Source organism: Pelomonas dachongensis (assembly GCF_043555865.1).
Taxonomy (GTDB): domain Bacteria; phylum Pseudomonadota; class Gammaproteobacteria; order Burkholderiales; family Burkholderiaceae_C; genus Pelomonas; species Pelomonas dachongensis.
Genome location: NZ_JBIGHY010000001.1, coordinates 319,499 through 346,368, shown reverse-complemented (window position 1 = coordinate 346,368; position 26,870 = coordinate 319,499). Strand labels below are relative to the sequence as shown.

22 protein-coding genes are annotated in these 26,870 nt (G+C 69.8%); 16 read left to right on the top strand and 6 right to left on the bottom strand.

Going from position 1 to position 26,870, the window contains the following annotated elements:
• Window positions 1–17: 17 nt before the first annotated feature.
• The 5 genes from glnK (at window position 18) to ACG02S_RS01640 (ending at window position 6,580) form a co-directional block, all read left to right on the top strand.
• On the top strand, window positions 18–356 hold the full coding sequence (glnK, locus tag ACG02S_RS01660; protein ID WP_119041111.1) for a P-II family nitrogen regulator: 339 nt from the start codon (window positions 18–20) through the stop codon (window positions 354–356).
• A gap of 33 nt (window positions 357–389) precedes the next feature.
• The gene (gene amt / locus ACG02S_RS01655) at window positions 390–1,913 is read left to right on the top strand and encodes an ammonium transporter (RefSeq protein WP_394468700.1); all 1,524 of its coding nucleotides are present in this window, start codon (window positions 390–392) and stop codon (window positions 1,911–1,913) included.
• Between the two features lie 210 nt (window positions 1,914–2,123).
• A complete protein-coding gene (locus tag ACG02S_RS01650; RefSeq protein WP_394468699.1) occupies window positions 2,124–3,248 on the top strand; it encodes a GGDEF domain-containing protein in 1,125 nt (374 codons plus the stop codon).
• Between the two features lie 48 nt (window positions 3,249–3,296).
• A complete protein-coding gene (gene gshA, locus ACG02S_RS01645; RefSeq protein ID WP_394468698.1) occupies window positions 3,297–4,562 on the top strand; it encodes a glutamate--cysteine ligase in 1,266 nt (421 codons plus the stop codon).
• Window positions 4,563–4,732: 170 nt separating this feature from the next.
• The gene (locus ACG02S_RS01640) at window positions 4,733–6,580 is read left to right on the top strand and encodes a potassium transporter Kup (protein WP_394469293.1); all 1,848 of its coding nucleotides are present in this window, start codon (window positions 4,733–4,735) and stop codon (window positions 6,578–6,580) included.
• 63 nt (window positions 6,581–6,643) lie between these two features.
• On the opposite strand, the gene ACG02S_RS01635 is transcribed toward ACG02S_RS01640, so the two are convergent.
• A complete protein-coding gene (locus ACG02S_RS01635; protein WP_394468697.1) occupies window positions 6,644–7,279 on the bottom strand; it encodes an NAD(P)H-dependent oxidoreductase in 636 nt (211 codons plus the stop codon).
• 171 nt (window positions 7,280–7,450) lie between these two features.
• Window positions 7,451–8,293: a hypothetical protein gene (locus tag ACG02S_RS01630; RefSeq protein ID WP_394468696.1), complete on the bottom strand. Its 843-nt coding sequence runs from the start codon at window positions 8,291–8,293 to the stop codon at window positions 7,451–7,453.
• A 54-nt stretch (window positions 8,294–8,347) separates the two neighbouring features.
• Here ACG02S_RS01630 and ACG02S_RS01625 point away from each other — a divergent pair, with 54 nt between their 5' ends.
• Genes ACG02S_RS01625 through ACG02S_RS01615 form a run of 3 tightly spaced genes read left to right on the top strand, consistent with a single transcriptional unit; the run spans window position 8,348 to window position 12,267 of the window.
• A complete protein-coding gene (locus ACG02S_RS01625; RefSeq protein WP_394468695.1) occupies window positions 8,348–9,526 on the top strand; it encodes a benzoate/H(+) symporter BenE family transporter in 1,179 nt (392 codons plus the stop codon).
• Between the two features lie 57 nt (window positions 9,527–9,583).
• Complete coding sequence (gene gshB / locus ACG02S_RS01620; RefSeq protein WP_394468694.1) at window positions 9,584–10,540, top strand: glutathione synthase; 957 nt, start codon at window positions 9,584–9,586, stop codon at window positions 10,538–10,540.
• On the top strand, window positions 10,537–12,267 hold the full coding sequence (locus ACG02S_RS01615) for a DUF885 domain-containing protein (RefSeq protein ID WP_394468693.1): 1,731 nt from the start codon (window positions 10,537–10,539) through the stop codon (window positions 12,265–12,267). Before gshB ends, ACG02S_RS01615 begins: the two co-directional genes overlap by 4 nt.
• Before the next feature lie 42 nt (window positions 12,268–12,309).
• Here the strand turns inward: ACG02S_RS01615 and ACG02S_RS01610 are convergent, their stop codons facing one another.
• Together ACG02S_RS01610 and ACG02S_RS01605 are read right to left on the bottom strand one after the other, a co-directional pair.
• Window positions 12,310–12,675, bottom strand: a complete 366-nt coding sequence (locus ACG02S_RS01610) for a PDZ domain-containing protein (protein ID WP_394468692.1) — start codon at window positions 12,673–12,675, stop codon at window positions 12,310–12,312.
• A 49-nt stretch (window positions 12,676–12,724) separates the two neighbouring features.
• Entirely contained in the window at window positions 12,725–14,653 is a 1,929-nt protein-coding gene (locus ACG02S_RS01605) for a hypothetical protein (RefSeq protein ID WP_394468691.1), read from the bottom strand.
• 93 nt (window positions 14,654–14,746) lie between these two features.
• On the opposite strand from ACG02S_RS01605, the gene ACG02S_RS01600 reads away from it, so the two are divergent.
• Entirely contained in the window at window positions 14,747–15,043 is a 297-nt protein-coding gene (locus tag ACG02S_RS01600; RefSeq protein WP_394468690.1) for a hypothetical protein, read from the top strand.
• Between the two features lie 9 nt (window positions 15,044–15,052).
• Here the strand turns inward: ACG02S_RS01600 and ACG02S_RS01595 are convergent, their stop codons facing one another.
• The gene (locus ACG02S_RS01595) at window positions 15,053–16,264 is read right to left on the bottom strand and encodes a flavin-dependent oxidoreductase (RefSeq protein WP_394468689.1); all 1,212 of its coding nucleotides are present in this window, start codon (window positions 16,262–16,264) and stop codon (window positions 15,053–15,055) included.
• A gap of 54 nt (window positions 16,265–16,318) precedes the next feature.
• Here ACG02S_RS01595 and ACG02S_RS01590 point away from each other — a divergent pair, with 54 nt between their 5' ends.
• The 7 genes from ACG02S_RS01590 to fghA all read left to right on the top strand — a co-directional run bounded on the left by ACG02S_RS01590 (window position 16,319) and on the right by fghA (window position 25,720).
• Entirely contained in the window at window positions 16,319–16,852 is a 534-nt protein-coding gene (locus ACG02S_RS01590; protein ID WP_394468688.1) for a MarR family winged helix-turn-helix transcriptional regulator, read from the top strand.
• Window positions 16,849–17,811, top strand: a complete 963-nt coding sequence (locus tag ACG02S_RS01585) for a Bug family tripartite tricarboxylate transporter substrate binding protein (protein ID WP_394468687.1) — start codon at window positions 16,849–16,851, stop codon at window positions 17,809–17,811. The genes ACG02S_RS01590 and ACG02S_RS01585 overlap by 4 nt, the downstream gene beginning before the upstream one ends.
• 30 nt (window positions 17,812–17,841) lie before the next feature.
• Window positions 17,842–20,250 (top strand): tetratricopeptide repeat protein, encoded by a 2,409-nt coding sequence (locus tag ACG02S_RS01580; RefSeq protein WP_394468686.1) that lies wholly within the window; start codon window positions 17,842–17,844, stop codon window positions 20,248–20,250.
• On the top strand, window positions 20,247–22,370 hold the full coding sequence (locus tag ACG02S_RS01575; protein ID WP_394468685.1) for an FUSC family protein: 2,124 nt from the start codon (window positions 20,247–20,249) through the stop codon (window positions 22,368–22,370). The genes ACG02S_RS01580 and ACG02S_RS01575 overlap by 4 nt, the downstream gene beginning before the upstream one ends.
• A gap of 70 nt (window positions 22,371–22,440) precedes the next feature.
• Window positions 22,441–23,541 (top strand): S-(hydroxymethyl)glutathione dehydrogenase/class III alcohol dehydrogenase, encoded by a 1,101-nt coding sequence (locus ACG02S_RS01570; RefSeq protein WP_394469292.1) that lies wholly within the window; start codon window positions 22,441–22,443, stop codon window positions 23,539–23,541.
• A 192-nt stretch (window positions 23,542–23,733) separates the two neighbouring features.
• On the top strand, window positions 23,734–24,879 hold the full coding sequence (locus ACG02S_RS01565; protein WP_394468684.1) for a lactonase family protein: 1,146 nt from the start codon (window positions 23,734–23,736) through the stop codon (window positions 24,877–24,879).
• 13 nt (window positions 24,880–24,892) lie between these two features.
• Window positions 24,893–25,720, top strand: coding sequence for an S-formylglutathione hydrolase (gene fghA / locus ACG02S_RS01560; RefSeq protein WP_394468683.1), 828 nt, complete (start codon window positions 24,893–24,895; stop codon window positions 25,718–25,720).
• Window positions 25,721–25,722: 2 nt separating this feature from the next.
• Here the strand turns inward: fghA and ACG02S_RS01555 are convergent, their stop codons facing one another.
• Entirely contained in the window at window positions 25,723–26,838 is a 1,116-nt protein-coding gene (locus ACG02S_RS01555) for an HDOD domain-containing protein (RefSeq protein ID WP_394468682.1), read from the bottom strand.
• Between the last annotated feature and the right edge of the window lie 32 nt (window positions 26,839–26,870).

The following is a 26,870-nucleotide window of genomic DNA, read 5'->3' as shown; positions in this document are numbered from 1 at the left end:
ACACTGGAGAGATCGACATGAAACTGATCACTGCCGTCATCAAGCCGTTCAAGCTCGACGAGGTGCGTGAGGCCCTGAGCGCGATCGGCGTGCAGGGGCTGACCGTCACCGAAGTCAAGGGCTTCGGCCGCCAGAAGGGTCACACCGAGCTGTACCGTGGCGCCGAGTACGTCGTGGACTTCCTGCCTAAGGTCAAGATCGAGGCCGCGGTGAACGAGGACGTCGTCGAGCGCGTCATCGAGGCCATCGAGTCCTCCGCCCGCACCGGCAAGATCGGTGACGGCAAGATCTTCGTGTCGCCGCTGGACCAGGTCGTCCGCATCCGCACCGGCGAGACCGGCAACGACGCGCTCTGAACGCGTCCACAACAACTGTTGGAGAGCACTCAAATGAAGAAACTCCTCGCCGGTCTCGCGCTCGCCGCCGGCCTGCTCGCGCCCGCCGCCTGGGCGCAGGACGCCGCCTCCGCGCCCGCCGCGGTGGCTGCCTCTGCGGCCGACGCGCCGGCTCCCGTGGCTGCTGCCGCACCGGCCGAAGCGGCCTCCGCCGCGACCGAAGCCGCGCCTGCCGCCGCGCCCGTGCCCAACAAGGGCGACACCACCTGGATGATGGTGTCCACGCTGCTGGTCATCATGATGGTGGTGCCCGGCCTGGCGCTGTTCTACGGCGGCCTGGTGCGCAGCAAGAACATGCTGTCGGTGCTGATGCAGGTGATGGTTGGCTTCTCGCTGATCGTGGTGCTGTGGGTCATTTACGGCTACAGCTTCGCGTTCACCGAGGGCAACAAGTTCATCGGAGGCACCGACCGGCTGTTCATGAAGGGCATCTGGGACAACGTCGCCGGCACCTTCGCGAATGGCGCGACCTTCTCCAAGGGCGTGGTCATTCCCGAGATCGTGTTCGCGGCCTTCCAGGCCACGTTCGCGGGCATCACCGCCTGCCTGATCATTGGCGCGTTCGCCGAGCGGATCAAGTTCTCCGCCGTGCTGGCCTTCCTGGTGCTGTGGTTCACGTTCAGCTACATCCCGATGGCCCACATGGTCTGGTTCTGGATGGGCCCGGACGCCTACACGTCGGCCGCGGTCGCTGAAGAGATGACGTCCAAGGCCGGCCTGATCTGGCAATGGGGCGCGCTGGACTTCGCCGGTGGCACCGTGGTGCACATCAACGCCGCCGTCGCGGGCCTGGTGGGCGCGTACATGGTCGGCAAGCGCGTCGGCTATGGCAAGGAAGCCTTCACGCCGCACAGCCTGACGCTGACGATGGTCGGTGCCTCGCTGCTGTGGGTGGGCTGGTTCGGCTTCAACGCCGGCTCCGCGCTGGAAGCCAACGGCTTCGCCGCACTGGCATTCTTCAACACGCTGGCTGCCACCGCTGCCGCCGTGCTGGCCTGGTGCATCGGTGAAGCACTGCTGAAGGGCAAGGCCTCCATGCTGGGTGCCGCGTCGGGTGCCGTGGCCGGCCTCGTCGCCATCACCCCGGCGGCCGGCAACGTCGGGATCGGCGGCGGACTGGTCATCGGCTTCATCGCCGGCTTCGCGTGCCTGTGGGGCGTGTCGGGCCTGAAGAAGCTGCTGGGTGCTGACGATTCGCTGGACGTCTTCGGCGTCCACGGCGTGGGCGGCATCGTCGGTGCCATCCTGACCGGCGTGTTCAACAGCCCCAACCTGGGCGGCCCCAGCGCCGTCGGCGACTGGGTCACCGTGGCCATGGTCGCCCCCGATGCCTACTCCATCGCCAGCCAGGTCTGGATCCAGACCAAGGGCGTGCTGCTGACCATCGTATGGTCGGGTGTCGTCTCGGTCGTCGCCTACAAGCTGGTGGACCTGACCATCGGCCTGCGCGTGACGGAAGAGGAAGAGCGCGAAGGTCTGGACATCTCGTCGCACGGCGAAACGGCATACCACAAGTGACCCCTCGCCCGGCTCACGGCGCTGAACGCGCGTGAGTCCGGTCGGTCCCCCGAGGGGACGGCGATGCAAGCGGCCTGGAGCCGCTTGCACATCGCCAGACGGGCCTGCTTGGGCGGCCCGGCGCTCGGCCCGGGCCTTAGTCACAGAGAGCCGCCCCCTGGGGCGGCTTTTTCGTGGGCGCCCGCCAACCCCGCCGTATGCTGGCCCGCCATGGACGTCATCACGCTGCTGGTCGCGGTACTGGTCAACGCACTGCTGATGAGCCTGGCTCTCGCCGTCGGCGTCGGCATCCGGGCGCGCGGCGGGCTGCAGGCCTGGCAGTTCATGCTGCTGACGCAGGCGGCGGGCTTTGCACTGCTGATCGCGGCCAAGCAGGTGGCGCCGGTGCTGCTGGCCACGCTGGGCGTCATGGTGCTCAGCGCGTCGGCGTCGGCCATGGCGCTGACGGCCTGCCGCTTCCTGGGCCAGCCCGTGCCGCAGCGCTGGCTGGGGGCCGTGCCGCTGGCGCTGGGCGTGGCGCATTACGTCGCGCTGCCCGACCAGCCGCTGGCCACGGCCCTCACCAACTTCATCATCAGCCTGCAGATCCTGTGGGCCAGTTGGCAGTTGCTGAGCGGCGCCGGCGCCGTGCGCTGGCGCTGGCTGTGCGGGGTCGCCGCGGCGGCCAATGCGCTGCTGATGCTGGGCCGCGCCGTGCTGGCGTTCGGCTGGCCCGAGGCCTACCCGCGCTTCACGGCGCCGCACCCGCTGAACCTGACGCACCTGATGCTGCTGAATGCCAGCCTGGTGCTGGGCACCATGGGCTTCCTGCTGGCGCACCGCGACGCCGCCGAGCAAGCGCTGGTGCGGCTGGCCTCGCAGGACACGCTGACCGGCCTGTTGAACCGCCGCGAGTGGATGAACCGCGCCGGCCGGGCGCTGGGCGCGGCCGATGGCGCTGCCGTGCTGGTGATGCTGGACCTGGACCACTTCAAGCAGATCAACGACCAGCGCGGCCACCCGGTGGGCGACGAGGTGCTGAAACTGGCAGGGGAGGTGCTGCGCGGCGAACTCCGTGCCAGCGACCTGGTCGGCCGCTACGGCGGCGAGGAGTTCTGCCTGCTGCTGCGCCACGGTGACCCCAGCGCCTTCGCCCGGCTGGATGCCCGGCTGCACCAGACGCTACGGCGGCGATGCGAGGCTAGCCTGGGCTTCGAGGTCGACTTCAGTGCGGGCGCCGTGCGCGTGGCGCCGGACGAACCCCTGTCCGCCGCCATCGCACGCGCGGACGACCAGCTCTACCGCGCCAAGCACGCCGGCCGCGGTCGCACCTGTTGCGGCGACGGCGTCTTGTGATCTGCGGGAGCGCCCTCATGTGGACGCCCCGGCTCATATCATTCCGCCATGGTTCCGCATCTCATCACTGCCCTGAATGGCCCCATCAACGAGCTGGAAGCCCGCATCCTCGAATCCATGCCGGCCACCGAGCGCTGGTTCCGGCTGGAGTGGATGGAGCACACGCCCACGTTCTACGCGTCGGTGGACCTGCGCAACGCCGGCTTCAAGCTGGCGCCGGTGGACACCAACCTGTTCCCCAGCGGCTTCAACCACCTGACCGATGCAATGCTGCCGCAGGCCGTGCAGGCCGCCATGGCGGCCATCGAGAAGATCTGCCCCGAGGCGCGCAACCTCTTGCTGATCCCCGAGCCGGGCGTGCGCTGCAGCTTCTATCTAGACCACCTCGCCACCCTGGTGCGCATCTTCACGCAGGCCGGCCTGAACGTGCGCCTGGGGGCGCTGGACCCGGCTCAGACCGAATCCGAGGAGCTGAGCCTGGCCAACGGCGGCAGCCTGGTCATCGAGCCGTTGGTGCGCAAGCGCGGGCGGCTGACGTTGAAGGGCTTCGACCCCTGCACCATCCTGCTCAACAGCGACCTCGCCGGCGGCACGCCGCCGCAGCTGATGGGCCTGCACGAGCAATACCTGCTGCCGCCGCTGCACGCGGGCTGGGGCGTGCGGCGCAAGAGCCAGCATTTCCGCGCCTACGAAGAGGTGGCCAAGCGCTTCGGCAAGCTGCTGGGGATGGACCCGTGGCTCATCACGCCGATGTTCCAGAGCGTGGACCTGCATGGCAGCAAGGGCCTGGAGGCGCTGCAGGCCGCCGCGGATGCACAGCTGACCAAGGTGCGCCGTAAGTACAAGGAATACGGCATCAATGAGAAGCCCTTCGTCATCATCAAGAGCGACGTAGGCAGCTACGGCCGCGGTGTGATGACCGTACGCGATGCAAAGGACATCGAGGCACTGCCCGACGCCCTGCCTGAGAACCTGGGCCAGGAGGTCATCGTGCAGGAGGGCGTGCCCACGCACGAGCGCGTGCATCAGGCCGTGGCCGAACCGGTCGTCTACACGATGGACCGCTACGTCGTCGGCGGCTACTACCGCGTGCACGCCAACCGCGGCATCGACGAGAACCTGAATGCGCCCGGCGCCAGCTATGTGCCGCTCGCGTTCGCCGACTCGCTGCACCTGCCGCGTCCCGGCGAGAAGCCCGGCGTCAGCGCCCCAAACCGCTTCTACATGTACGGCGTCATCGGCCGCCTGGCCATGCTGGCAGCCAGCTACGAGCTGGAAGCGACCGACCCGCAGGCCGAGGCGGAAGCCGCCTGAACCGGGCATAAGCCCAGGCGCCGGGGCCGTCAAGCCTCGAAGTTGCGGGTTTGCTGCGCTGCACAAAACCCCAAAAGCGGGCGCAGAATGCCCCCTCTCGAACCAACGCCACCCCAAGCCGGTGGCCTGACCCCGTGAGTTCTTCCCAAGCGGCCCGCAGCCCCACGGCCATGGCGGGCCTGACCCTCGGCGCACTGGGCGTCGTCTACGGCGACATCGGCACCAGCCCGCTGTATGCGCTGAAGGAGGTCTTCCACGGCGGCCACGTCGCCACCACGCCGGAGAACATCCTGGGCGTCCTGTCGCTGCTGTTCTGGACGATGACGGTGGTCGTTTCCATCAAGTACGTGCTGCTGATCCTGCGCGCCGACAACAACGGCGAGGGCGGCCTCATCGCCATGCTGGCGCTGGCCACCAACGCCGTGAACGACAAGCCCCGGTTGCGCCGAGGGCTGATGCTGGTGGGGCTGTTCGGCACCGCCATCTTCTTCGGCGACGCCGTTATCACGCCGGCCATGACGGTGCTCAGCGCCATCGAGGGCATCGAGGTGTACGCGCCGGCGTACCACGACGCCGTGATGCCGCTTTCGCTGATCGTGCTGGCCGGGCTGTTCGCCGTGCAGCGCTTCGGCACCGGCGGCATCGGCAAGGCCTTCGGGCCGGTCATGCTGGCCTGGTTCCTGAGCCTGGCCGCGCTGGGCCTGCCGCATGTCATCGACAACCCGCGCGTGCTGGCGGCCATCAACCCGGTCTACGCGCTGAACTTCTGCCTGGAGTACCGCTGGGTCGCCTTCGTCGCGTTGGGCGCCGTCGTCCTGGTCGTCACCGGCGGCGAGGCGCTGTACGCCGACCTGGGCCACTTCGGCAAGAAACCCATTCGGCTGGCCTGGTACGGCATGGTCATGCCGGCGCTGGTCGTCAACTACTTCGGCCAGGGTGCCATGCTGCTGGACGACCCGACCGCCATCAAGAACCCGTTCTACCTGCTGGCCCCGACGTGGGCCGAGATCCCGCTGTTTCTGCTGGCCACGGCGGCGGCCACGGTGGCGTCGCAGGCGCTGATCACGGCCGCCTTCTCCGTCACCAAGCAGGCCATCCAGCTGGGCATCCTGCCGCGGCTGCGCGTCGTGCACACCAGCGAGCGCGATACCGGCCAGATCTACGTGCCCTTCATCAACTGGAGCCTGTTCGCGCTGGTGGTGGTGGCGGTGGCGTTCTTCGGCTCGTCCAGCAAGCTCGCCGGCGCCTACGGCGTGGCCGTCACCATTGACATGACGATTACCACGGTGATGACCTTCTTCGTCATCCGCTACGGCTGGAAGTACCCGCTGTGGCTGTGCGCCGCAGCCACCGGTATCTTCTTCGTCATCGACGTGACCTTCCTCGCGTCCAACCTGCTGAAGCTGTTGCACGGCGGCTGGTTCCCGCTGCTGATCGGCATCGCGATGTTCACGCTGATGCTGACCTGGAAGCAGGGCCGCCGGCAACTGTCCAACAAGCTGCGCGAGGACGCCATCGAGCTGCCGGCCTTCCTGGAGGCCGTGTTCATCAACCCGCCCACGCGCGTGTCCGGCACGGCCGTGTTCCTGTCGGCCGAGAAAGGCAGCACGCCGAACGCGCTGCTGCACAACCTGAAGCACAACAAGGTGCTACACGAGCAGAACATCTTCGTCAGCGTGAAGCACCACGAGGTGCCGTGGGTCCGCTTCGAGGCGCGCTGCGAGGTCGAGGCGCTGGGCAACAACTGCTGGCAGGTGGCGCTGCACTTCGGCTTCAAGGACGAGCCGGACGTGCCGCTGGCGCTGGAGCTGCTGAAGCAGCATGGTGTGCAGCTGGACGAAATGGAGACCAGCTACTTCCTGAGCCGCGACATCGTCATCCCGACCATCGGCTCCGGCATGGCACTGTGGCGCGAGAAGCTGTTCGCCGGCATGCACCGCAATGCGGCCGCAGCGGCGGACTTCCTGCACCTGCCGACGAACCGCATCGTCGAGCTGGGCAGCAAGGTCGAGATCTGAGCCCCGCCTCGGTTTCCATGCGAAACGGCCCCGAGGGGCCGTTTTCATTGGGGCGCGCGAGCGTCAGACCTCGGTGACGAAGTCATCCTTCGGCCGCCGCACCTTCTTCAGGTTGACCAGCCAGTCGCCCTCGACCTGCCGGTAGCCCAGCGGCAGCAGCAGCACGGAGCGCAGGCCATGCGCCTTCAGGCCCAGGATCTCGTCGACCGCGGCCGGGTCGAAGCCTTCCATCGGCGTGGCGTCCACCTGCTCCTCGGCGGCGGCGATCAGCGCGGTGCCCAGGCCGATGTAGGCCTGGCGGGCGGCGTGCTGGTAGTTCTCTTCCGCGCTGCGCTGCGGGTACATCGCCAGCAGCTTCTGGCGGTATGCCTCCCAGCCTTCATTCTTGAAGCCGCGCTGCTCATTGGTCAGGTCGAACATCTGGTTGATGCGGTCGACCGTGTAGTTGTCCCAGGCCGCGAACACCAGCAGGTGCGAAGCCTCGGTGACCTGGGCCTGGTTCCAGGCATGCGGGCGGATGCGCTCGCGCAGCGCGGGGTCGTTGACGACCAGCACCTCGTACGGCTGCAGGCCGCTGGAGGTCGCCGTCAGGCGCACGGCCTCCAGGATGCGGTCCAGCTTGTCCTGCGGCACCCGCAGGGCGGGGTTCATCTTCTTGGTGGCGTAGCGCCACTGGAGCTTGTCGATCAGCGTGGTCATGGGTGTGGCAGTAAAACGGAATCGGGCGACATGGTGAACGGATGTGCACCATGTCGCTGGCCGCGACGCGTTTGGCCTTGCGGGCGCCGGCGCTTTTCCAGGCCTGGCACGCCAGTCGGGCCAGGCGTAGTACGCGTGCTGGCGCGGGGCGGCCTCGCGCCCGCGGGCGGCTCAAGGCAGGTCGGGAAACCTGACGCCCTTCTTGTCGCCCGGGCACAGCGACTGTTCCGGCAGCACTGCCAGCGCCGGCCCGACATAGATGTAGTTCGCGGACAGCTTCAGCAACTCGGCGGCCTCGGCGGCGCTGACGGGCTGGTAGTCCGGCACGTCCAGCCCCAGCTGCTTCAGGCCGGCGGCATCCTGCACCCACCACATGCAGCGGTGCCTCTCAGCGGCGACGATGTAGCGGGAATCCACGCCGAAGCTCATGCGCCGGGTCTTCCAGCCCTCGATGGCGACCTCCACGAAAGTCTTGGCCACAGGCGGCAATGGCAGCTGCTGCGTCGCCAGCGCGCGCACCGCCAGCGATGACTCGATGGCCGCCTCGTGCTGCCGCAGGTAGCTGGCGCGCGAGGCCTCGCCAAGCTCGTCCCCCTGGAGGAACAGCTCGCCGGCGTCGATCTGGTCTTTGCGGCGCGCCATCATCTCCGTCATGCCGCCGAAAGCGATCACCGTGCCGGCGCCGATGCGCTTCACCCGCCCGCTCATCAACAGCGACTTGGCGCAGGCGCCCACGCAGCTGCCGCGCAGCTCCAACTCGGGCTGCCGCTCCCGCATCCACAGGCCGATCTTCATCAGCTCCAGCGGATGGCTGCGCGGGTCGATGGAGACAGACAGCGGCCGCCGCAGCGGCGTGGCGAACTCCGCCGCCACTTTCGCCGCATCTCCGAGTGTCACGGTGCCCGCAATGTGCGGCGCGAGCCCGAAGGGCCCTGGCCCGATGGAGGCCGCCTGCGCACCCAGACCCCACAGCAGCAGCCCCCAGGCCGCCAGGCCCGTCACCGTCTTGCGCATCTTCAACCTCCCTGGTGGTCGGGGCGCGATTCTGCCGATGGCTATGCTGGCGCGATGCGCACCTTGCTGAGCGATTGCTCTCCCTCCACCGTCGTCGCGGGCTTCGTCGCCGTGCTGGTCGGCTACACCAGCTCCGTGGCCATCATCTTCAAGGCCACCGTCGCGTTAGGCGCCACGCCGGCCGAGACCGCGTCCTGGCTGTGGGCGCTGGGCCTGGGCATGGGGCTGACGAGCCTGGCCTTGAGCCTGTGGACACGCCAGCCGGTGCTGACGGCCTGGTCCACGCCCGGCGCGGCGCTGCTGGCGTCCACGTCGGGGCTGAACATGCCCGAAGCCATCGGCGCCTTCATCGTCTGCGGGCTGCTGATTGCCTGGGCCGGCTGGAGCGGCTGGTTCGAGAAGCTGATGGACCGCATTCCCGTATCCATCGCGTCGGCGCTGCTGGCCGGTGTGCTGGCGAAGTTCGGGCTAGACGCCGTGACCAGCGTGCGGACCGCGCCCGGCCTGGTGCTGGCGATGACCGCAGCCTATCTCGTCGGCAAGCGCCTCTGGCCGCGCTACGCGGTGCCGGGTGTGCTGGGGGTGGGCATCGCCTACGCGCTGGGCGAGGGCCGGCTGGACTTCACCGGGCTGGATACGTCGCAGATGCTCGCGCTGCCGGTCTGGACCACGCCCGTCTTCACCTGGCACGCCGCAATCGGTGTCGCGCTGCCGCTGTTCATCGTCACGATGGCCTCGCAGAACCTGCCCGGCGTCGCAGTGCAGCGCGCGGCGGGCTACCAGACGCCGGTGTCGGCCGCCATCACCGTCACCGGTGCGGCCACCACGCTGCTGGCGCCGTTCGGCGGCTATGCGTTCAACTTGGCCGCCATCACCGCGGCCATCTGCACGGGCCGCGAGGCGCACGAGGATCCCGCGCGGCGCTACACGGCCAGCGCGGCTGCGGGGCTGTTCTACGTGCTGCTGGGTCTGGCCGGCGGCGCGGTAGCCATGCTGCTGGCTGCCTTTCCGAGCGAGCTGGTCATGGCCATCGCCGGCCTGGCGCTGATGGGCACCATCGCCGGAGCGATGGCCTCGGCGCTGAAGGACGAGGGGCACCGCGACGCGGCCATCCTGACCTTCCTCGTCTGCCTGTCCGGCATCAGCTTCTTCGGCATCGGCGCGCCGTTCTGGGGCGTGGTGGCGGGCGGCATCGCGACGCTGGTGACGGGCTGGCGGCGGGCGCGCCCCTAGCCGGGCGTGGGGGCCGGTGCTGTGCAACACTGGCTGAAATCCATTGCACGACCCACCATGAAGCTGCTCTTCGTCGCCGACCCGCTCGACACCTTCAAGACCTACAAGGACTCCACTTTCGCGATGATGCGAGAGGCCACAAAGCGCGGCCACAGCATCATCCACTGCGAGACGCGTGAACTCGTGTGGCTGCGCGGCGGCCGCGTGACGGCACGCGGTGCGCGGCACATCAGCCTCACGGGCATGAATCAGAACGACGGCGACGACTGGTTCACGCTGGACGCCACCGCGGACGTCGCGCTGGCCGACGTGGACGCCGTGCTGATGCGCAAGGACCCGCCGTTCGACAGCGAGTTCTTCTACGCCACGCACCTGCTGAGCCAGGCCGAGCGCGAGGGCGCTCAGGTCTTCAACAAAGCCAGCAGCTTGCGCGAACACCCCGAAAAGCTCGCCATCATGGAGTTCCCCGAGTTCATCTCGCCGACGCTGATCACGCGCGACGCGGCCGAGATCCGCGCCTTCCACGCCGAGCAGCGCGACATCATCTTGAAGCCACTGGATGGCATGGGCGGCATGGGCATCTTCCGCGTCAAGGACGACGGCCTGAACCTCGGCAGCATCATCGAGACGCTGAACAAGGATGGCACGGAAACGGTGATGGTGCAGCGCTTCATCCCGGCGATTGCCGAGGGCGACAAGCGCATCCTCATCATCGGCGGCAAGCCGGTGCCGCACTGCCTGGCGCGCATCCCGCAGGGCGGCGAGGTGCGCGGCAACCTGGCGGCTGGCGGCAAGGGCGTGGCCCGGCCACTGACCCCGCGCGACCGCGAGATCGCCGAGGCCATCGGCCCCACGCTGGCCGCGCGCGGCCTACTGTTGGTGGGCCTGGACGTCATCGGCGAGAACATCACCGAGATCAACGTGACCAGCCCGACCTGCTTCCAGGAGATCACCGACCAGGCCGGCTTCGACGTCGCCTCGATGTTCATTGACGCGCTGGAAGCGGCGCTGTGAAGCGCCGCAGCCTCCTGAGCTTGGCGTTGCTGGCCGGCGCTGCCGGCGCCAGCGACTCGGCCTTCAAACCCGTCGGGCTGCCGTCGGAGGCGTCCGAGCTGGACACCGGCATCGAGGACTTCCTGATGGGCCTGTGGCAGCTGGACCCCGACGCCGCCGTCGCGGCGGGCCGCTTCGAGCAGTCGCACCGGATCACGCTGCCCAGCGCCGCGCTGCGAGCTCAGCGGCGCCAGTTCCTGAAACGCTGGCTGAAGGCCTTTCAGCGACTGGCTGTTGACAAGCTCGGCGCTGCCGAACGCATGGACCGCGACATGCTGATCGCCAAGCTGCAGAGCGACCTGTGGCGACTGGAAGTGCTGCGCGAATGGGCTTGGAACCCTGCCGAGCACAACCCGGCCGGCCCGATCGACCTGGCGCTCAACACCGACTGGGCGCCCGTGCAGCAGCGCGTGCAGGCGCTGCACGCGCGCATCCGGCAGTTGCCCGCCTTCTACGCCGCCGCGCGCGCCAGCCTCGTCGGTGTGACGCGCGAGCACACCGAGCTGGCGCTGCAGCAGGCGCCTGGCGTGCTGGCCGTGCTGGAAGACCTGGAGTCGCAGGCGCAGCAGCAGGGCCTGGGCGCGCTGATGCAGCCCGACCTGGCCCAGGCGCGCGCTGCCGTGGCCGGCTGGCAGGCGCACCTGAGGCAGTTGCTGCCCATCGCCCGGCGCCCCTGGCGGCTGAGTGCGGCGCTGTACGAGACCAAGTTCAAGCACGACATCCAGTCGGCTCGCAGCGCGCGTGAGACCTACGAGCTGGCGCTGGCCCGCCGCGAAACCGTGCTGGCCAGCATGCAGGCGCAGGCCGAAGCGCTGTGGCCCACGGTCATCGGCCCCGAGGCGCCGCCCGCCGACCGCTTCGCACTGATTGGCCGCGTCATCGCCAAGCTCAGCGAGAAGCATGTGGCTCGCGACAGGTTCGTCGACGAGATCCGCGCGCAGATCCCGCAACTCGAAGCCTGGGTGCGCGACCACGACCTACTGACCCAGGACCCCGCCAAGCCGCTGGCCGTGCGCGAGACGCCGGTCTACCAGCGCGGCGTGGCCGGCGCCAGCATCGAGGCGCCCGGACCGTATCGACCGCAGGACAGCACCTACTACAACGTCACGCCGCTGGACGACCTGACGCCCGAGCAGGCCGAGAGCACGCTGCGCGAGTACAACCAGTGGATCCTGCAGATCCTCAACATCCACGAGGCCATCCCGGGCCACTACACCCAGCTGGTCTACGCGAACAAGGTGCCCAGCAAGGTGAAGGCGTTGTTCGGCAGCGGCTCGATGGTGGAGGGCTGGGCCGTGTACGGCGAGCTGATGATGCTGGAGAGCGGCTACGGCGCGTCACCGGAGATGACGCTGATGTGGGGCAAGTGGCACCTGCGTTCGGTCACCAACACCATCCTCGACTACAGCGTGCACGTGCTGGGCATGGAGCAGAAGGCCGCGCTGGATCTGCTCACCCGCCAGGCCTTCCAGACCGAACGCGAAGCCGCCGAGAAGTGGCGCCGCGTGCAGCTGACATCGGTGCAGCTGACGAGCTATTTCAGCGGCTTCAGCGAGATCCACGCGCTGCGCGAGCAGCTGAAGGCCAAGCCGGGCTTCGGGCTCAAGGCCTTCCACGAGAAGTTCCTGAGCTATGGGAATGCGCCAGTGCGGTTGATTGCGGCGGAGATGGCCGGGGCCCTGCGCTGAGCTTCAAGAGAGGGCGGCAGCGTTTGGCGGGAGCCGCCTGCCCTACTTCGAACTTGCCTTGGCAACCGCCACCATCTGCATTGAGACGACTTCGCCTGCAGAGCGCTTGACCTTCAGGCTGAGCGATTGGCCGACATCCTTTTCCGCCAACGCCTGGATTTCTCGTCCCTTGGCTCCTGCCACGACGCGACCGGCAACCTCGATCACTTCATCGCCGACCTTCATGCCTGCAAGGGCTGCGGGAGACTCGGGAGTGACCTTGACGATCTTGATCGACTTCAGGGTCGGGTCGAGGAAAAAACCTTCGCTATCGACTTGCATGCTGAAGCCGAAGACGCCTCGGTCGGCGGCGAACGCGAGTGCAGGAAGGGCAACAAACCAAGCGATGAGGAGGGAGCGGAGGCTCATGGGTACGGTGCAAGTGGTTCAGATGATTGTGCATTCCACGTCATTCAGTTCACAGGTCAAACCTGTCATGCAACCTCGCTGCCGACGCCTGCCCATCGTCCGCCACCCACACCGGCCCCGCCTTGCCATTGCGCTTCCACCGCCTCGGCACACGGTCCAGCGCAATGAACCACGCCGTCAGCTCACCCTTGGCATCGATGCGAAAGCGCAGGAACCCCTTGTGGTCCTGCCCGTCCAGTGCGGCGTAGCCGTTGTTGGTCAGATAGCCCAGCCGTGACATCAGCGCCAGGTAGCCGCCGAAGACGAAGGCGCCCACCAGGCCGCCGGTGCTGAACACCATCAGCCCCACCAGCGTGGAATGGACGATGAGGCCGGTCGGCGCCGTGCGATCACCAATCCAGCCCAGCTCGCCGACAAGCTGGTGCCCCCAGAACTCGAGGCTGTAGACGGCGAGCACGTGCACCGCCGCGTGCAGAGCGCCAATGCCCCACATGATGATGCCGCGGCAGATGACGCCCACCGTGGGCGGCAGCTCGTTGACCGTTTCGCGACCCATGACGATGCAGCCGTAGGCCATCAGCAGGTTGATCAGGAAGCCGAGCGGGCTGAACACCATGGCCTTGAGCCACAGTGCGAAGACGCGCCAGTAGTCGTCCATGCCGAAGCTCCACAGCGTGCCGAAGCCATCGGCCTTGAATGACTCGACGAAAGGCATGGAATTGAGATAGGCGTTGAACCAGTACAGCGCGCCCAGCAGCACGGCGAACCAGGCGTTGCCGCCGCTGCCGCCGGGGTTGCGGCGGAACAGCGCCAGCAGGTTGCGCTTGCAGCCGGCCGCAGAGCTGGAGCCGTCGGGGTAGGCGGTCGCCTCCACGCGCTCGAAGGCGCAGCCTTCCTCGTCCTGCTTAGCGGTCAGACCGATGCGCAACGCGGCCAGCGAGGTGGCCGGCTCGGGCGGGATGCAGTCGCGCGTGTCGAATTCCTGCAGCCGCACCGGCCGCGTGGTGGGCTTGGTGTGCGTCGGGTGTGTAAACGCGCCACCCGTGCCGCACACGACCAGCCTCCCCCACGCAACCGAGTCCCAGCGCATGTAGTGGTGCAGGTCGCCCGCCAGGCGCAGCTTCACACGGCCGCGCAGAAGTCCTTCCAGCTTCTGGTAGCGCCTGGGGTGGCTGTCGTCGGCGCCGTCGCCGATGGGGCGCGTCCAGTAGGGCTCGGGGTAGATCAGCAGCACGCGGTCGTCCGGCGCGATGTGATGCTCGTGGCCGTCCTCGGTGACGAGGCCGCGGTCGCTGAGCAGCGCCTCGAACTGCTCGTACTGGTCGCGGTCGATGTCGTGGTCCAGCGCAAAGTCCAGTCCCAGCGCCCACCAGCCGCCGGGCAGCTTGACGCAGAAGTAGGTCTGCCGCTGCGGTATGCGGGCGCCCAGCAGGGGCTGCGAGTCGTTGCGGCGCGTGAAGTAGCGGCGGAATGTGGACGTGGAGTCCATCCAGTCATGGTTCTGCGGAATGGCCGCCAGCGTCAGGCGCCGGCCGCGCACGAACGTGGGCGCGTGGCTGTTGCGCACGGCCTCGAACATCTCCACGAAGCGGTAGCGGTAGTCGTGCGTGCTGGCCGCCGGGTAGGCCAGGTCGCCGCCGAACAGCAGCAGCGATGCGCGCGGCAGCCGCTCGCCGGCAAGCTGCAACTCGTCTGCCAGCGCCGTGTTCGCCACCGCGTAGCAGGCGTTGCCGCCGTCGCCGGTGTCGGCGATGAAGTCGAACCAGCACTCGCCAGCAAAGTCGCCCGCCGCTTCGGGCTCGCTGCGGTCGATGACCTTCATCGGCGTGGGCTGGCTCTCGCGGCCGTCGCGGTTGCGCAGCTGGTCCAGCGACGACAGCACCTGCCGCGCCGCCGTCCACAGCACGTCGGGCTGGTACCAGGCCACCGGGTGGCGGTCGTGGGGCGGGACGGAGCGGCCGAGCTTGGGAGAGGGCATGGGGTGGGATGATCTTCGGATGTGTGGCGGCGTCAACACCCACCGCTGCGATGCGCGCTACCCTTGTCGTGCCTTGCACTACCTCAGCCTCACATGACCCACCCCGACACTCCGAAAGATGACGACCTTGCTGCGTTTCTTGAGCGCAAGGTTTCCGACATCCTGGTGGCTGGCGCCGCTGCCGTGGCGCCGATAGCGCCGGACGACTTGGCGCCCGACGCCGCGGCGCAGACCCTTGACGACGTGCTCATCAACGGTGAAGAGCCGACGACGGCGTTGCTGGAGGAGATCAACGCGCTAGAGTCCGCAGCGCCTCTGCCGGACGAAGAGCTGGCGCGGCAGGCCCTCGAGCATCCGGGGGCTGATGGCGACCCCAGCACGCCGGAGTAGCGGGCGAGCCTAGCGCTGGACCTGGTGCCCGGCGGCGGCCTTGTAGGCGTTGATTTCGGCGGCCACCTCCAGCGGGGAGATGACGTCGGCCAGCCGCTCGAAGCCGTCCGGCGCCAGCGCCTCGACGCGGTCCAGGATCGCGTCCAGCCCCTCGCGCCGGTTCATCTCGACGATGCGGGAGCACAGCGGGCGGCGCTCGCCCTCGTAAGCGGCCAGTGCGGCGTCCAGGTCGACGTGCCGCGCCAGCGCGTCCGCCAGCGCCTGCGCGTCCATGATGGCCTGTGTCGCGCCGTTGGAGCCGATCGGCACCATCGGGTGCGCCGCATCCCCCAGCAGCGTCGTCGGGCCCAGTCGCCAGCGCGGCAGCGGGTCGCGGTCCACCATGGGCCACTCCAGCATCTGTTCGGCGCGCGTGATGAGGCCGGGCACGTCAAGCCAGTCGAAGTGCCAGGACCCGAACGTGGGAAGCAGGTCGTCCAGCCGGCCGGGGCGGCTCCAGTCGGCGCGGTCGGGCGCGGTCAGGCCAGGCACCGGCTCGTGCAAGCGGCGGTCGGCGATCCAGTTGATCAGCTGCAGCCCGTCGGCGCGCGGCGCGCTGATCGGGTAGACGACGAACTTGGCCCGGCTGTGGCCGGCCTGCACCATCGTGCGACCGTCCAGGAAGGGCGGCGCCCAGGTGGTGCCGCGCCACATCATCACGCCGCGCCAGCAGGGCGCGCCCTCGTCGGGCACCAGCCGCCGGCGCAGCGCGGAGTGCATGCCATCGGCGCCGACGATGAGGTCCGCCACCTGCTCGCGCGGGCCGTCCGGCGTCTCGATGAGCGCCACATTGCCGTCCCGCACGCCCACGACGCGCTGGCCGCTCAGCACCGTCAGCCGCGCAACCGCCTCGCGCCACAGCAGCATCTGCAGCTCGCCACGGTGCACGCTGAACTGCGGGTGGCTGTAGCCGCCGTACACGCCGCGCGCATCGCGGTGGATGGCCTGGCCGTGCCGGTTGGCGAACACCAGCGCCGAAGTCTCGACCGCCATGCCGCGCAGCGCCGGCAGCAGGCTCAAGGACTCCAGCACGCCCACCGCATGCGGCAGCAGGTTGATGCCCACCCCCAGCGGCCGGGGTTCGCGCACGGCCTCCAGCACGGTGACATCAAGGCCGCGCGCGTGCAGCGCCAGCGCCGCCGTCAAACCGCCGATGCCACCCCCTGCAATCAAGACTTTCATGGATTCAGGGTAAGCGAGATGGTTGCTCTGTGCAACAAAACCTACCCTGAGCCCGTGAAGACCGACAGCCTCGATGCCCCGCCGCCCGAAGGCCTGATGCTGCCCGTGCCCGGCGTGGACTACGGCGCGCTGGAGGGACTGCTGGGCTACGCGCTGCGCCGCGCGCAGAACGCGCTGTACCTGGACTTCTACCGCGCCACGGCCGCGTGGGACATGAGCCCGCAGCGTTTTGCGGCGCTGGTGCTCATCGCCCGCAACCCCGGCATGCGGCAAGGCCTGCTGGGGCAGGCCATGGGCCTGCACCGCAGCGGCGCGCTGCGGCTGACCGACTGGCTCACCGCGCAGGGTTGGGCAGAGCGCCGCGACGCCCCCGGCGACGCCCGCACCTGGGGCTTGCACCTGACGTCCGCCGGCAAGCGCCGCCTCGTCAAACTGGAAGCTGCCGTTGCCGCCCACGACCGCGCGCTGCTGGCGGCCCTGGGCGAGCAAGGCCCCGCGCTGAAGGCCGGCCTAGAGCGCCTGGCCTGGGCCGCCACCGCGCAGAGCACCGCCCCCGACAACAAACCCCGACGGAGACAACCGCCATGATGGACCGACGCCACCTCCTTGCCGCGCTCGCGGCGTTGCCACTCGCCGCACGTGCGCAAGGCCAGCCTCACCGCATCCTGGTCGGCTTCCCGGCCGGCGGCTCGGTGGACACCACGGCACGCCGCCTGGCCGACTTCGCGCGCGGCAAGCTGGCAGAGACCGTGCTGGTCGAGCAGAAGGTGGGCGCTGGAGGCCGCATCGCCATCGCGTCCCTGAAGGGCGCCGCGCCAGACGGGCAGACGCTGCTGCTGAGCCCGTCATCCATGTTCACCATCTACCCGCACGCCTACCGCAAGCTGGCCTACGACCCGGCGGCCGACGCCCTGCCCGTTGCGCCGCTGGCGTTGTCCACCTGCGGCTTCGGCGTCGGCCCCATGGTGCCGGCCACGGTGAAGACGCTCGCCCAGCTGGCCGACTGGTTCAAGGCCAACCCCGACAAGGCGGCCTATGCATCGCCGGCTGCCGGCGCGATGCCGCACTTCCTTGGCAACCAGTTCGAGCGCGCGGCCGGGCTCAAGCTGACGCACGCGCCCTACCGAGGCGCCGCGCCCGGCATGCAGGACCTGATGGGCGGCCAGATCGCATCGGGCTGCTTCTCCATCGGCGACTTCCTACCCCACCTTGCCTCAAGTCGCGTGCGGCTGCTGGGCGTGACGGACAAAGCCCGCTCGCGCTTCGCGCCTGACGTGCCCACCTTCGAAGAGCAGGGCTTCAAGGGCATTGTCGGCGTGGAGAGCTACGGCCTGTTCGTGCCGGCCAAGACGCCTCAGGCCACGGTCGACAAGCTGGCCGACGTCGCGCGCGCCGCGGTGCGCGAGCCCGGCGTCATCGAAGCGCTGGCCAAGCTGGGCTTCGAGCCGCTGAGCCTGCCGCCGCCCGACTACGCGAAGCGGCTGGCCGCCGAGCGCGAGTACTGGGGTCCGGTCGTCAAGGCGTCGGGCTTCTCTTCCGACGATTAGCATCGGCGCTCCACGAATGGAGCTGACCGAATGCCCTGGCGCCGCCTGGCCGTTGCCCTTGCTGCCTGCCTGACGCTGAATGCCGCCCCGGCGGCCACCGACACCACGCGCCTGCAGACGCTTCTGACCGAGCAGCGCTACGCCGCCGTGCAGGCCGAGCTGGAGGCGCTGGTGCGCGCGGTTCGGCCCGACGCGGCCGAGCGCGCCGTCATCTACCAATGGCTGTTCGCGCGCGACGACGGCGCCGCCATCGACCGGCGCACGCGCCACGTGCTGGCCGATGTGAAGGCCGACGCCGTCGAACTGCAGGCCGCCGGCCGCCTGGCGCTGGACCGCCGCGACTTCGACCGCGCCCAGCAGTGCTTCGAGCGCGCGCTGCGCATGGCCACGCGCCCCATCGAGCAGGCCGACGCGCTGCGCGGCTTGGGCTTGCGGCACTACCAGCTGCGCGAGTTCGACGCGTCGTTGGCGCAGCTCGAACGCAGCCTGTCCGCCGAGCGCACGGCCGATGGCCTCGTGGCGCTGGCCGACACGCTGGTGCGCCTGGGCCGCGCGGCCGACGCCACCGCGGCCGCCGAAGCCGCCGTCGCGCTGAACCCGCACCATGAGGCCGGCCACTACCTGCTGGGCAACGGCTACGTGCGCGAGAACTACACGCAGCTGGCCGCCCGCCTGGGCGACGCGTTCGCGCCGCTGCTGGCCGACGTGCGGCTCGCGTCAGACGCGTTCGAGCAGGGCCGTTTCGACGACGCGCTGGCGCTCAGCCTGGCCGTGCTGCAGCGCTGCCCGCAGCTGGGCCGTGCACACGCCATCGCGGCCAAAGCGCTGGAGTCGCAGCGTTTCGCCATCGACGTGCACCGCGCCGACTACGAGCGCCGCTTTGCCGCCACACCCATGCCCCACGTCCCGGGCATCGAGCGCTACGTGCTGAACTGGAACGACCTGTCGCCGCGCCACCGCAAGCGGGTGGCGTTGTCCGTCGCGCCGTGGAAGGCCTTCATCCCGGTGCTCGTGGAGGGTGGCGCCACGCACTTCATCAAGCCGATGTGGATGCGGCTGTCCGAGACGCCGCAGGCCCACGCGCTGAAGGACGCGCGCATCGCCTACGACTCGCGGCTGTGGGACGACGTGCGCGGCATGGGCGGCCACTTCACCGTCACCGGCATCGAGGACGTGGAGCGCAACATCTTCGACAAGTACAACACCGTGCTGCACGAACTGACGCACCAGGTCCACGGCGTGTTGACGGCCGACCAGTCGCGCAAGATCGAGGCGCTGTACCAGCAGGCCAAGGCGCGCGACTCGAAGACGAGGAACGGCTTCCTGTCGCGCTACGCGGGCGGCTCGGTGTGGGAGTACTTCGCCGAAGGCGCCAACGCAGAAGCATCGCCCCGGCGCGACGCATATGACGGCCGCGAGATCGTGCGCGAGCGCCTCGTGGAGCTGGACCCGGCGCTGCGCGCGCTGGTGCGGCGCTACTTCGCGCTGCGCGACACGCGCTCCAGCCTGCCCCTCTCGCTCGTGAATGCCGGCAACCAGCAGCTGGAGGACGGCCGGCTGGCGGACGCCACGCCGCTGTTCGAGCGCGCGCTGACACTGGCGCCGCAGGACGAAAGCGTCATGAACGCGCGGCTGTACGCCCTGGCGCTGGAAGGCAATGGCGCGGCGGCGCAGGCGCTGTCGACGCGCGCGCTGGCCCGACACCCACGCAGCGGCCCACTGCACGTGAGCGCGGCCGACGCGCTGTGGCACGGCGGTGCGGCACTGGCCGGCCAGGTCGTGCCGGCGCTGGCTCGCGCGCTGCCGCGGCTGAAGGGCGAGGACGCCTTCCGCGTCAACCTGGCGCTGGCCGACCACCACCGCCGCCTCGGTCATGTGCCGCAAGCGCTCGCTGCCTATGACGCAGTCTTGGCCTACCAGGGCGACCAGCCCGAGGCCTTGTGGGGCCGCGCCGCCACGCTGGCGCTGGCCGGCCGCTGGGACGCCGCCTTCACGCAGTACGACGCCGTTCTGCGGCTGCGCACGGGCCTGCTTCCGCTGCGCCGCGACTACGCGCTGGACCTGCTGCGCGCCGGCCGCACGGCGCCGGCGCGCGCACAGGTACAGGCCGCGCAGTTGCTGGACCCGCTCGACCCCGACACGCTGGCGCTGAAAGGCTGGTTGGCGCTGGTCAACGGCGACGCCGCTGCGGCGCAGCGCGATGCGGACGAGGCCCTGGCCATCGGGCCCTGGAGCGATCTCGCCACCCTCGTGCGCGCTGCCGCGCTGCAGCGGCAGGGTCAGGCAGACGCCGCCGACGCCACGCTGGCGCCGCTGCGGCAGCGCATCGCCACCAACGCACCGCCGCAGTATGTCTACCGTGCCGACAAGTCTGGCTGGTTCTCCGTGCACGAGCTGCCGGCCAGCGAGCGCCGTGCGATGGAGCTGCTCGTCAAGTGAAGGCATTCTTCAGGCGACTGGAAGCGACCCACCTGAACGGCCTCGGTGTTGCGCTGGGCGTGGCCGGCACGCATGTGCTGGTGGGCTCGCTGTTTGGCGAGACCGCCGGGCTCGCGGCCGTGGGCGGCGCCGTCTGCGCCAGCCTGACCGACGTGCCCAACCCGCCGCAGCGCGTGTTCAAGCGCGTGTTGCCGGCGGCGCTGGCGGCGGGCGTCGTCACGCTGGGCGTGGCGCTGGCCCATGGTTCGCTGGCGCTGACCGTCGCCCTGGTCGCGGTGGTCGCGTTCCTGTCGCTGATGACGCTGGCCTGGGGACTGCGCGCGGGGCCGCTGTCGTTCTCGCCGGTGCTGGCGCTGGTGTTCGCGATGGCCTGGGACCGCACGGCCAGCCACGTCCCGGCGCTGGAGCATGCGCTGTGGGTGACGCTGGGCGGCTGCGTCTACGCGCTGTGGGCGCGCGCGGCGGCCACCGTGCTGCGCCACCGGCTGCGCGCGCTGGCGCTGGTGAGCGCGCTGCGCGCCACCGAGCAGCGCATGCGCTCGCGCGCCGCACGCATCGCCGGCGCGGTGGGCGGCGAGCAGGCGCGCATCCGCCTGTCCATCGCCGACGACGTGGTGCTGGCGGACGCGCTGCAGGCCGCGCGCGACCAGGTGTTCGCTGCGCGCCGCTCGCCGCGAAGCCGCAAGCAAACCGACCTGGTGCTGGGCCTCATCGAGCTGCGCGATCTGCTGCTGGCCAGCCGGTTGGACACCGAGTTGCTGGGCCAGGATTTCCCCGGCCGGCAATGGCGCTCGGCGCTGGCCGACACGCTGCGCCAACTGGCCGGCGTGCTGGGCGAACTGGCGCACGCCATCGCCTTCGACACGCCACTGCCCGACGTGTCGGCCGACGCCTGGCGCGCCCAGCTGGCGGCGCGGCTGGCCGCCGTCAGCGCGCCGCCGGGTGACTCCCGCAACCACCTCGTGTCGGCGCTGGAAACGCGGCTGGGCCACATGATGGACGACGTGGCCGCGATGGTGGCGCGGCAGGCCCGCACCGACGATGTGGACAGCCCGTGGACGCCGCAGAAGCTGGCGCCGTTCGTGTCGCCCGAGGGCTGGCCGCTGGCGGCGCTGCGGCCGCACCTGAACCTGCAGTCCAACGTGATGCGCCATGCGCTGCGCTCGGCGCTGGCGCTGTCGTTCGCGTACGGGCTGGGTGCGTCGCTGCCTTGGGCCGCGCACCCGTTCTGGCTGATGCTGAGCGTGGCCGTGGTGCTGCGCGGCAACCTGGAGCAGACGCTGTCGCGCCGCAACGAACGCATCATCGGCACCGTGCAGGGCTGCCTGCTGGTGCTGGTGCTGGCGCATGTGGAATGGGTACCGGCGCTCAGCGTCATCTTCATCGCCGCGGTGGGTGTGGCGCACGCTTACGTGAACCGCCGCTACCGCGTAGCCGCCACTGCCGCCACATTGATGGCCTTGCTGCAGCCACTGATGCTGGACCCGAGCAGCCACCCGTTCATCGGCGAGCGCCTGGCCGACACGGTCATCGGCGCGGGCCTGGCCTGGCTGTTCAGCTTCGTGCTGCCGAGCTGGGAGCGCGCCACCGTGCCGCGCCTGGCCGAGCAGCTGCGCGGCACGCTGGCAAGGCACGCGGGCAACATGCTGCAGTGGCTTCCCAGCCCCGAAGCGCAGCTGGCGCAGCGCGTGTCCCGCCAGCAGGCTTACACGGCGCTTGCGGCGCTGGCCGCCGCGGCACAGCGCACTCGCGTGGAGCCCGAGAGCGTGCGCTTGCCCGAGGCCGAGATCGAGTCCGCTTTGAGCCACGGCTACCGGCTGATGGCGCTGCTGGGCGCTGTGCAGCACCAGGTGCAGCGCCGCAGCGCGCGGCTGGATGCGGCCAAGGCCGAGAACTCGCTGCCGCTGGCACGCAAGGCCTGCGTGGACGTGCTCAACGACGAACCCGGGGCCGCCGAACGTGGGGCCGATCCGGCCGACATCCCCGACGGCGACGCGGGCGCCTGGCCCGAGCACTTGGGGCAGCAAGACCTGACGCCGTGGCTGCTGCGGCGGCTGCGGCTGTGCCGCATCGAGGCGCGCGAGTTCGTCGCCGCGCTCAACCAGCTTCAAGCCCGATGAGCTTGTCCGCGCCGCGCGGTAAATTCGTCGCCAATCCCACCGCATCGCATCAAGGAGTCAATCCATGCCCATCCAAACCCGTGCCGCCGTAGCCTGGAAGGCCGGCCAGCCGCTGACCATCGAGACCCTGGACCTGGAAGGCCCGCGCGACGGCGAGGTGCTCGTCGAGGTGAAGGCCACCGGCATCTGCCACACCGACGACTTCACGCTGTCCGGCGCCGACCCCGAAGGGCTGTTCCCCGCCGTGCTGGGCCACGAGGGCGCGGGCGTGGTGCTAGAGAGCAAGGTGCCGTGGCTGAAGCCCGGCGACCACGTCATCCCGCTATACACGCCCGAATGCCGCGAGTGCAAGTTCTGCTTGAGCCGCAAGACCAACCTGTGCCAGTCCATCCGCGCCACGCAGGGCAAGGGCCTGATGCCCAACGGCACGTCGCGCTTCTCGCTAAACGGCGAGCCCATCTTTCACTACATGGGCACCAGCACGTTCTCCAACCACATCGTCGTGCCGGGCATCGCGCTGGCCAAGATCCGGCCTGACGCGCCGTTCGACAAGGTCTGCTACATCGGTTGCGGGGTGACCACCGGCGTCGGTGCCGTGCTGTTCACCGCCAAGGTGGAGGCGGGTGCGAACGTGGTGGTGTTCGGCCTGGGCGGCATCGGCCTGAACGTGATCCAGGGCGCCAAGATGGTAGGCGCCAACAAGATCATCGGCGTGGACATCAACCCGGCGCGGGAGGAAATGGCGCGCCGTTTCGGCATGACCGACTTCGTGAACCCGAAGAACGTGGGGAATGTCGTGGACCACATCGTGCAGCTCACCGACGGTGGCGCGGACTACTCGTTCGAATGCGTCGGCAATGTGCAGTTGATGCGCCAGGCGCTGGAGTGCACGCACAAGGGCTGGGGGCGTTCCATCATCATCGGTGTGGCACCGGCGGGCGCGGAGATCTCGACCCGGCCGTTCCAGCTGGTCACGGGTCGTCACTGGGAGGGGTCTGCCTTCGGCGGCGCGCGAGGCCGCACCGACGTACCCAAGATCGTCGACTGGTACATGGACGGCAAGCTCAACATCGACGAGCTGATCACGCACAAGCTGAAGCTGGAACAAATTAACGACGGTTTCGAGCTGATGCGGCGCGGGGAGTCGATCCGCTCGGTCGTGGAGTTCTGAGGTTGAGCTTGCTGGCAGTGCGCCGGTTCGATGCATTGCCTGGTCTTGCTGGCCATGCGCCCGCTCCATGCATTGCCAGGAGTCCGCCTCGGCGGGCGGGACTCCCGGCAATGCACCGGTCAGGCGCTCTCTTCGCCAATGCAACCGCAACCGAAGCCACTTCGCCGCATCAGGTCCAATGACACCACTGCCGTGAAACAGACCTCCGCGATGGAACGCCTTGCCCTCGCACTGATGACAGCCCTGCTGCCCCTCGCCACCACCGCCGAAACCCTGGTCTACATCGGCACCGACACCGGCGGCACCAGCCAAGGCATCTACGTGTCCACGCTGGATGAAGCGAGCGGCGCGCTGTCTACGCCGCGCCTGGCCGCCGCCATCGGCAACCCAGGCTTTCTCGCCATGCACCCGAGCCGGCCGGTGGTCTATTCAGTCGCGGCCAGCCGCGCTGCGGACGGACGCTGGCAGGAAGAAGTCGTCGCATTCGCCGTGCAGCAGGACGGCAGCCTGATCCGCATCAACGCACAGCCGGCAGGCGGCAGCGGCCCCTGCCACATCGCCGTCGATGCGAGCGGGCGCGTGCTGCTGCTGGCCAACTATGGCGGCGGCAATGTCGTGTCCTACCCCCTGCGCGACGACGGCAGCCTGGGGCCGGCCGCGTCCACGTTCCAGCACGAAGGTGCCGGCGCCAACCCGCAGCGCCAGGAGAAGCCGCATCCGCATGCCATCTACCCCGGCCCGACGCAGGCCCGCGCCTACGTGCCCGACCTCGGCATCGATCAGGTCGTGATTTACCGGCTGGACGCGGCCAGCGGCCGACTCGCACTGCACACGCCCGCCCATGCCGCCACCGAGCCCGGCGGCGGGCCGCGCCACCTGGCCTTCCATCCGAACGGGCGCTTCGCCTACGTCGCGCTGGAGCTGACGTCGCGCGTGCAGGCCTACCGCGTGGACGCCGCCACCGGCGCGCTGCAAGCCTTCGAGGCCCACTCCAGCCTGCCGGAAGGCGCCTCCGCCACCGGCAACACCACGGCAGAAATCCTCGTGCACGACAACGGTCGCGTCCTCTACGTGTCCAACCGAGGGCACGACAGCATCGCGGTGTTCGCCATCGACCCGCAGACCGGCTCGCTGCGCTTCGTCGAGACTACCGCCACCGGCGGTCGCACGCCGCGCAGCTTCGGCCTCGTGCCGGGCGGGCGCTTCCTCATGGCGGCCAACCAGAACGGCGGCAACGTCACCGTGTTCAGCATCGACGCCCAGCGCGGCACGCTGTCGCGCGTCGGCACCGGCGCCCAGGTCGACCGCCCCAAGCATGTCCGCTTCCTGCACCGTTGAACCCACTCTCGACATGAAAACCCTCAACGAACACCGCGCCTTTGGCGGCACCCAGCGCTTCCTCGAACACGACGCCGCGCAGATCGGCCTGCCGATGCGCTTCGGCCTCTTCGTGCCACCGCAGCCGAGAGCACTGCTGGTCTTCCTCGCCGGGCTGACGTGCAACGAGGAAACCTTCGCCATCAAGGCCGGCGCGCAGCGGCTGGCAGCCGAGCTGGGCTTGGCGCTGCTGACGCCCGACACAAGCCCGCGTGGCGCGCACGCGCCCGGCGAGGCCGACGCGTGGGACTTCGGCGTCGGTGCCGGCTTCTATCTCGATGCGACGCAGCAGCCGTGGGCCACGCACTGGCGCATGGAGAGCTACCTCGTCGACGAATTGATCCCGCTGGTGCAGCGCGACACCGGCCTGACCCGCATCGGCCTATTCGGCCACTCGATGGGCGGCCACGGCGCGCTGACGCTGGCGCTGCGGCACCCGGGCCGCTTCCAGTCGCTGTCGGCCTTCGCGCCGATCGCGGCTCCCACGAAGGGCCCGTGGGGCCAGAAGGCCTTCACCGGCTATCTGGGCGACGACCGCGCCGCGTGGGCCGCGCACGATGCCAGCGAGCTGATGAAGGGGCAGCCGCGCGCGCCCTACCCCGGCGGCATCCTCATCGACCAGGGGTTGGCCGACAAGTTCCTGGCCCAGCAGCTGCACCCCGAGGCCTTCGAGGCCGCCTGCGCTGCCGTCAGTCAACCGCTGACGCTGCGGTTCCATGCGGGCTACGACCACGGCTACTACTTCATCGCCACCGTCGTCGACGACCACCTGCGCCACCACGCGGCGCAGCTCGCCGGCTGACGTCAGTCCAGCGGCCGCCCCATCATCCGGCCCAGGACCCGCAGCGTGGCGGGTGCCTGCAGCTCGGCGGCCAGCGCGTCCAGCGGCGGGCGTGCCAAGCGGCGGCGCAGTGCCGCCATGTCGGGGCTGTCGTCCTGCGCGAGCTGGTCGAGCCCGGTGGCCAGCTGGCCACGTGCCAAACGCTCGCCCAGCAGCGCGCAGAAGGCGCCCAGCGCCAGCGCCGCCTCGCGCTCCGGTGCGACGGCGCGCTGCGGGTCGAAGCAAAGCGCCGACAGTGTGCGGGCCTCGTCCACCAGCTCCAGCGGCAGCTCCCACGCGCGCATCAGGAGATGGCCCAGCTCATGCGCCGCGAGGCCCAGCTCGCACTGCTCGTGCAGCGCACGCTCATGGGCGTTCATTGTGCCCAGCACGCCAGCGTCCGGCAGCAGGGCGGCGGCGGACTGCCGGCCCAGGAAGGACAGCACCAGCAGCGTCGCCAGCGTGCCCGGCTCCGGCACGTGCAGACGCGGCGCCAGTTGCAGGCACAGCTCGCCGGCAATGCCGCTGGCACGCCACAGCACGTCGAACTCGCGCCGCTGCGCCTCGTCGCGCGGCGCGAAGCAGGCGGCCAGCAGGTGCTGCTGGCACATCAGCCGCACGCTGGCCAGGCCAAGGAAGGTGGTCGCTTGGCCGATGCTGGTGACCGGCTGCTGCAGCCCGTACAGCGGCGAATTGGCCGTCGCGATGATGCGCGCGGCGACGGCCGGCTCGCTCATGACGAGGTGGGCCAGCTCGGCCGACGTGGCCGTCTGGAGGAAGGTCGGCGACATCAGCTGGTGCAGCGCGCGCGGCGGGCGGGGTAGCTGGCGCAGCGCGTCCATCAGCGGCGCGGTCAGCAGCGGGTCCAGCAGTTCAGCGGCGTGCAGCGGCAGCGCTGCCGGTGCTGGCTGGTCCGTGGCGGCGGCGGGCGGCTCGGCGGGAGCGGCAGCAATCGCAGCGAGGCGGCCGCGTTGCGAACCGGGCGTGGCTGCGGGCCGCTGCGGCGGTTGCGCGCCTCTGGCAGTGCCGCCGCGCAGCAACCACGCGCCGGCGATGCCGAGCAACAGCAGCAGTCCCAGCCCCCACAGCACCATGCCCATCCCCTTGAACGTTTGAACCGCAGCGGGCGCGG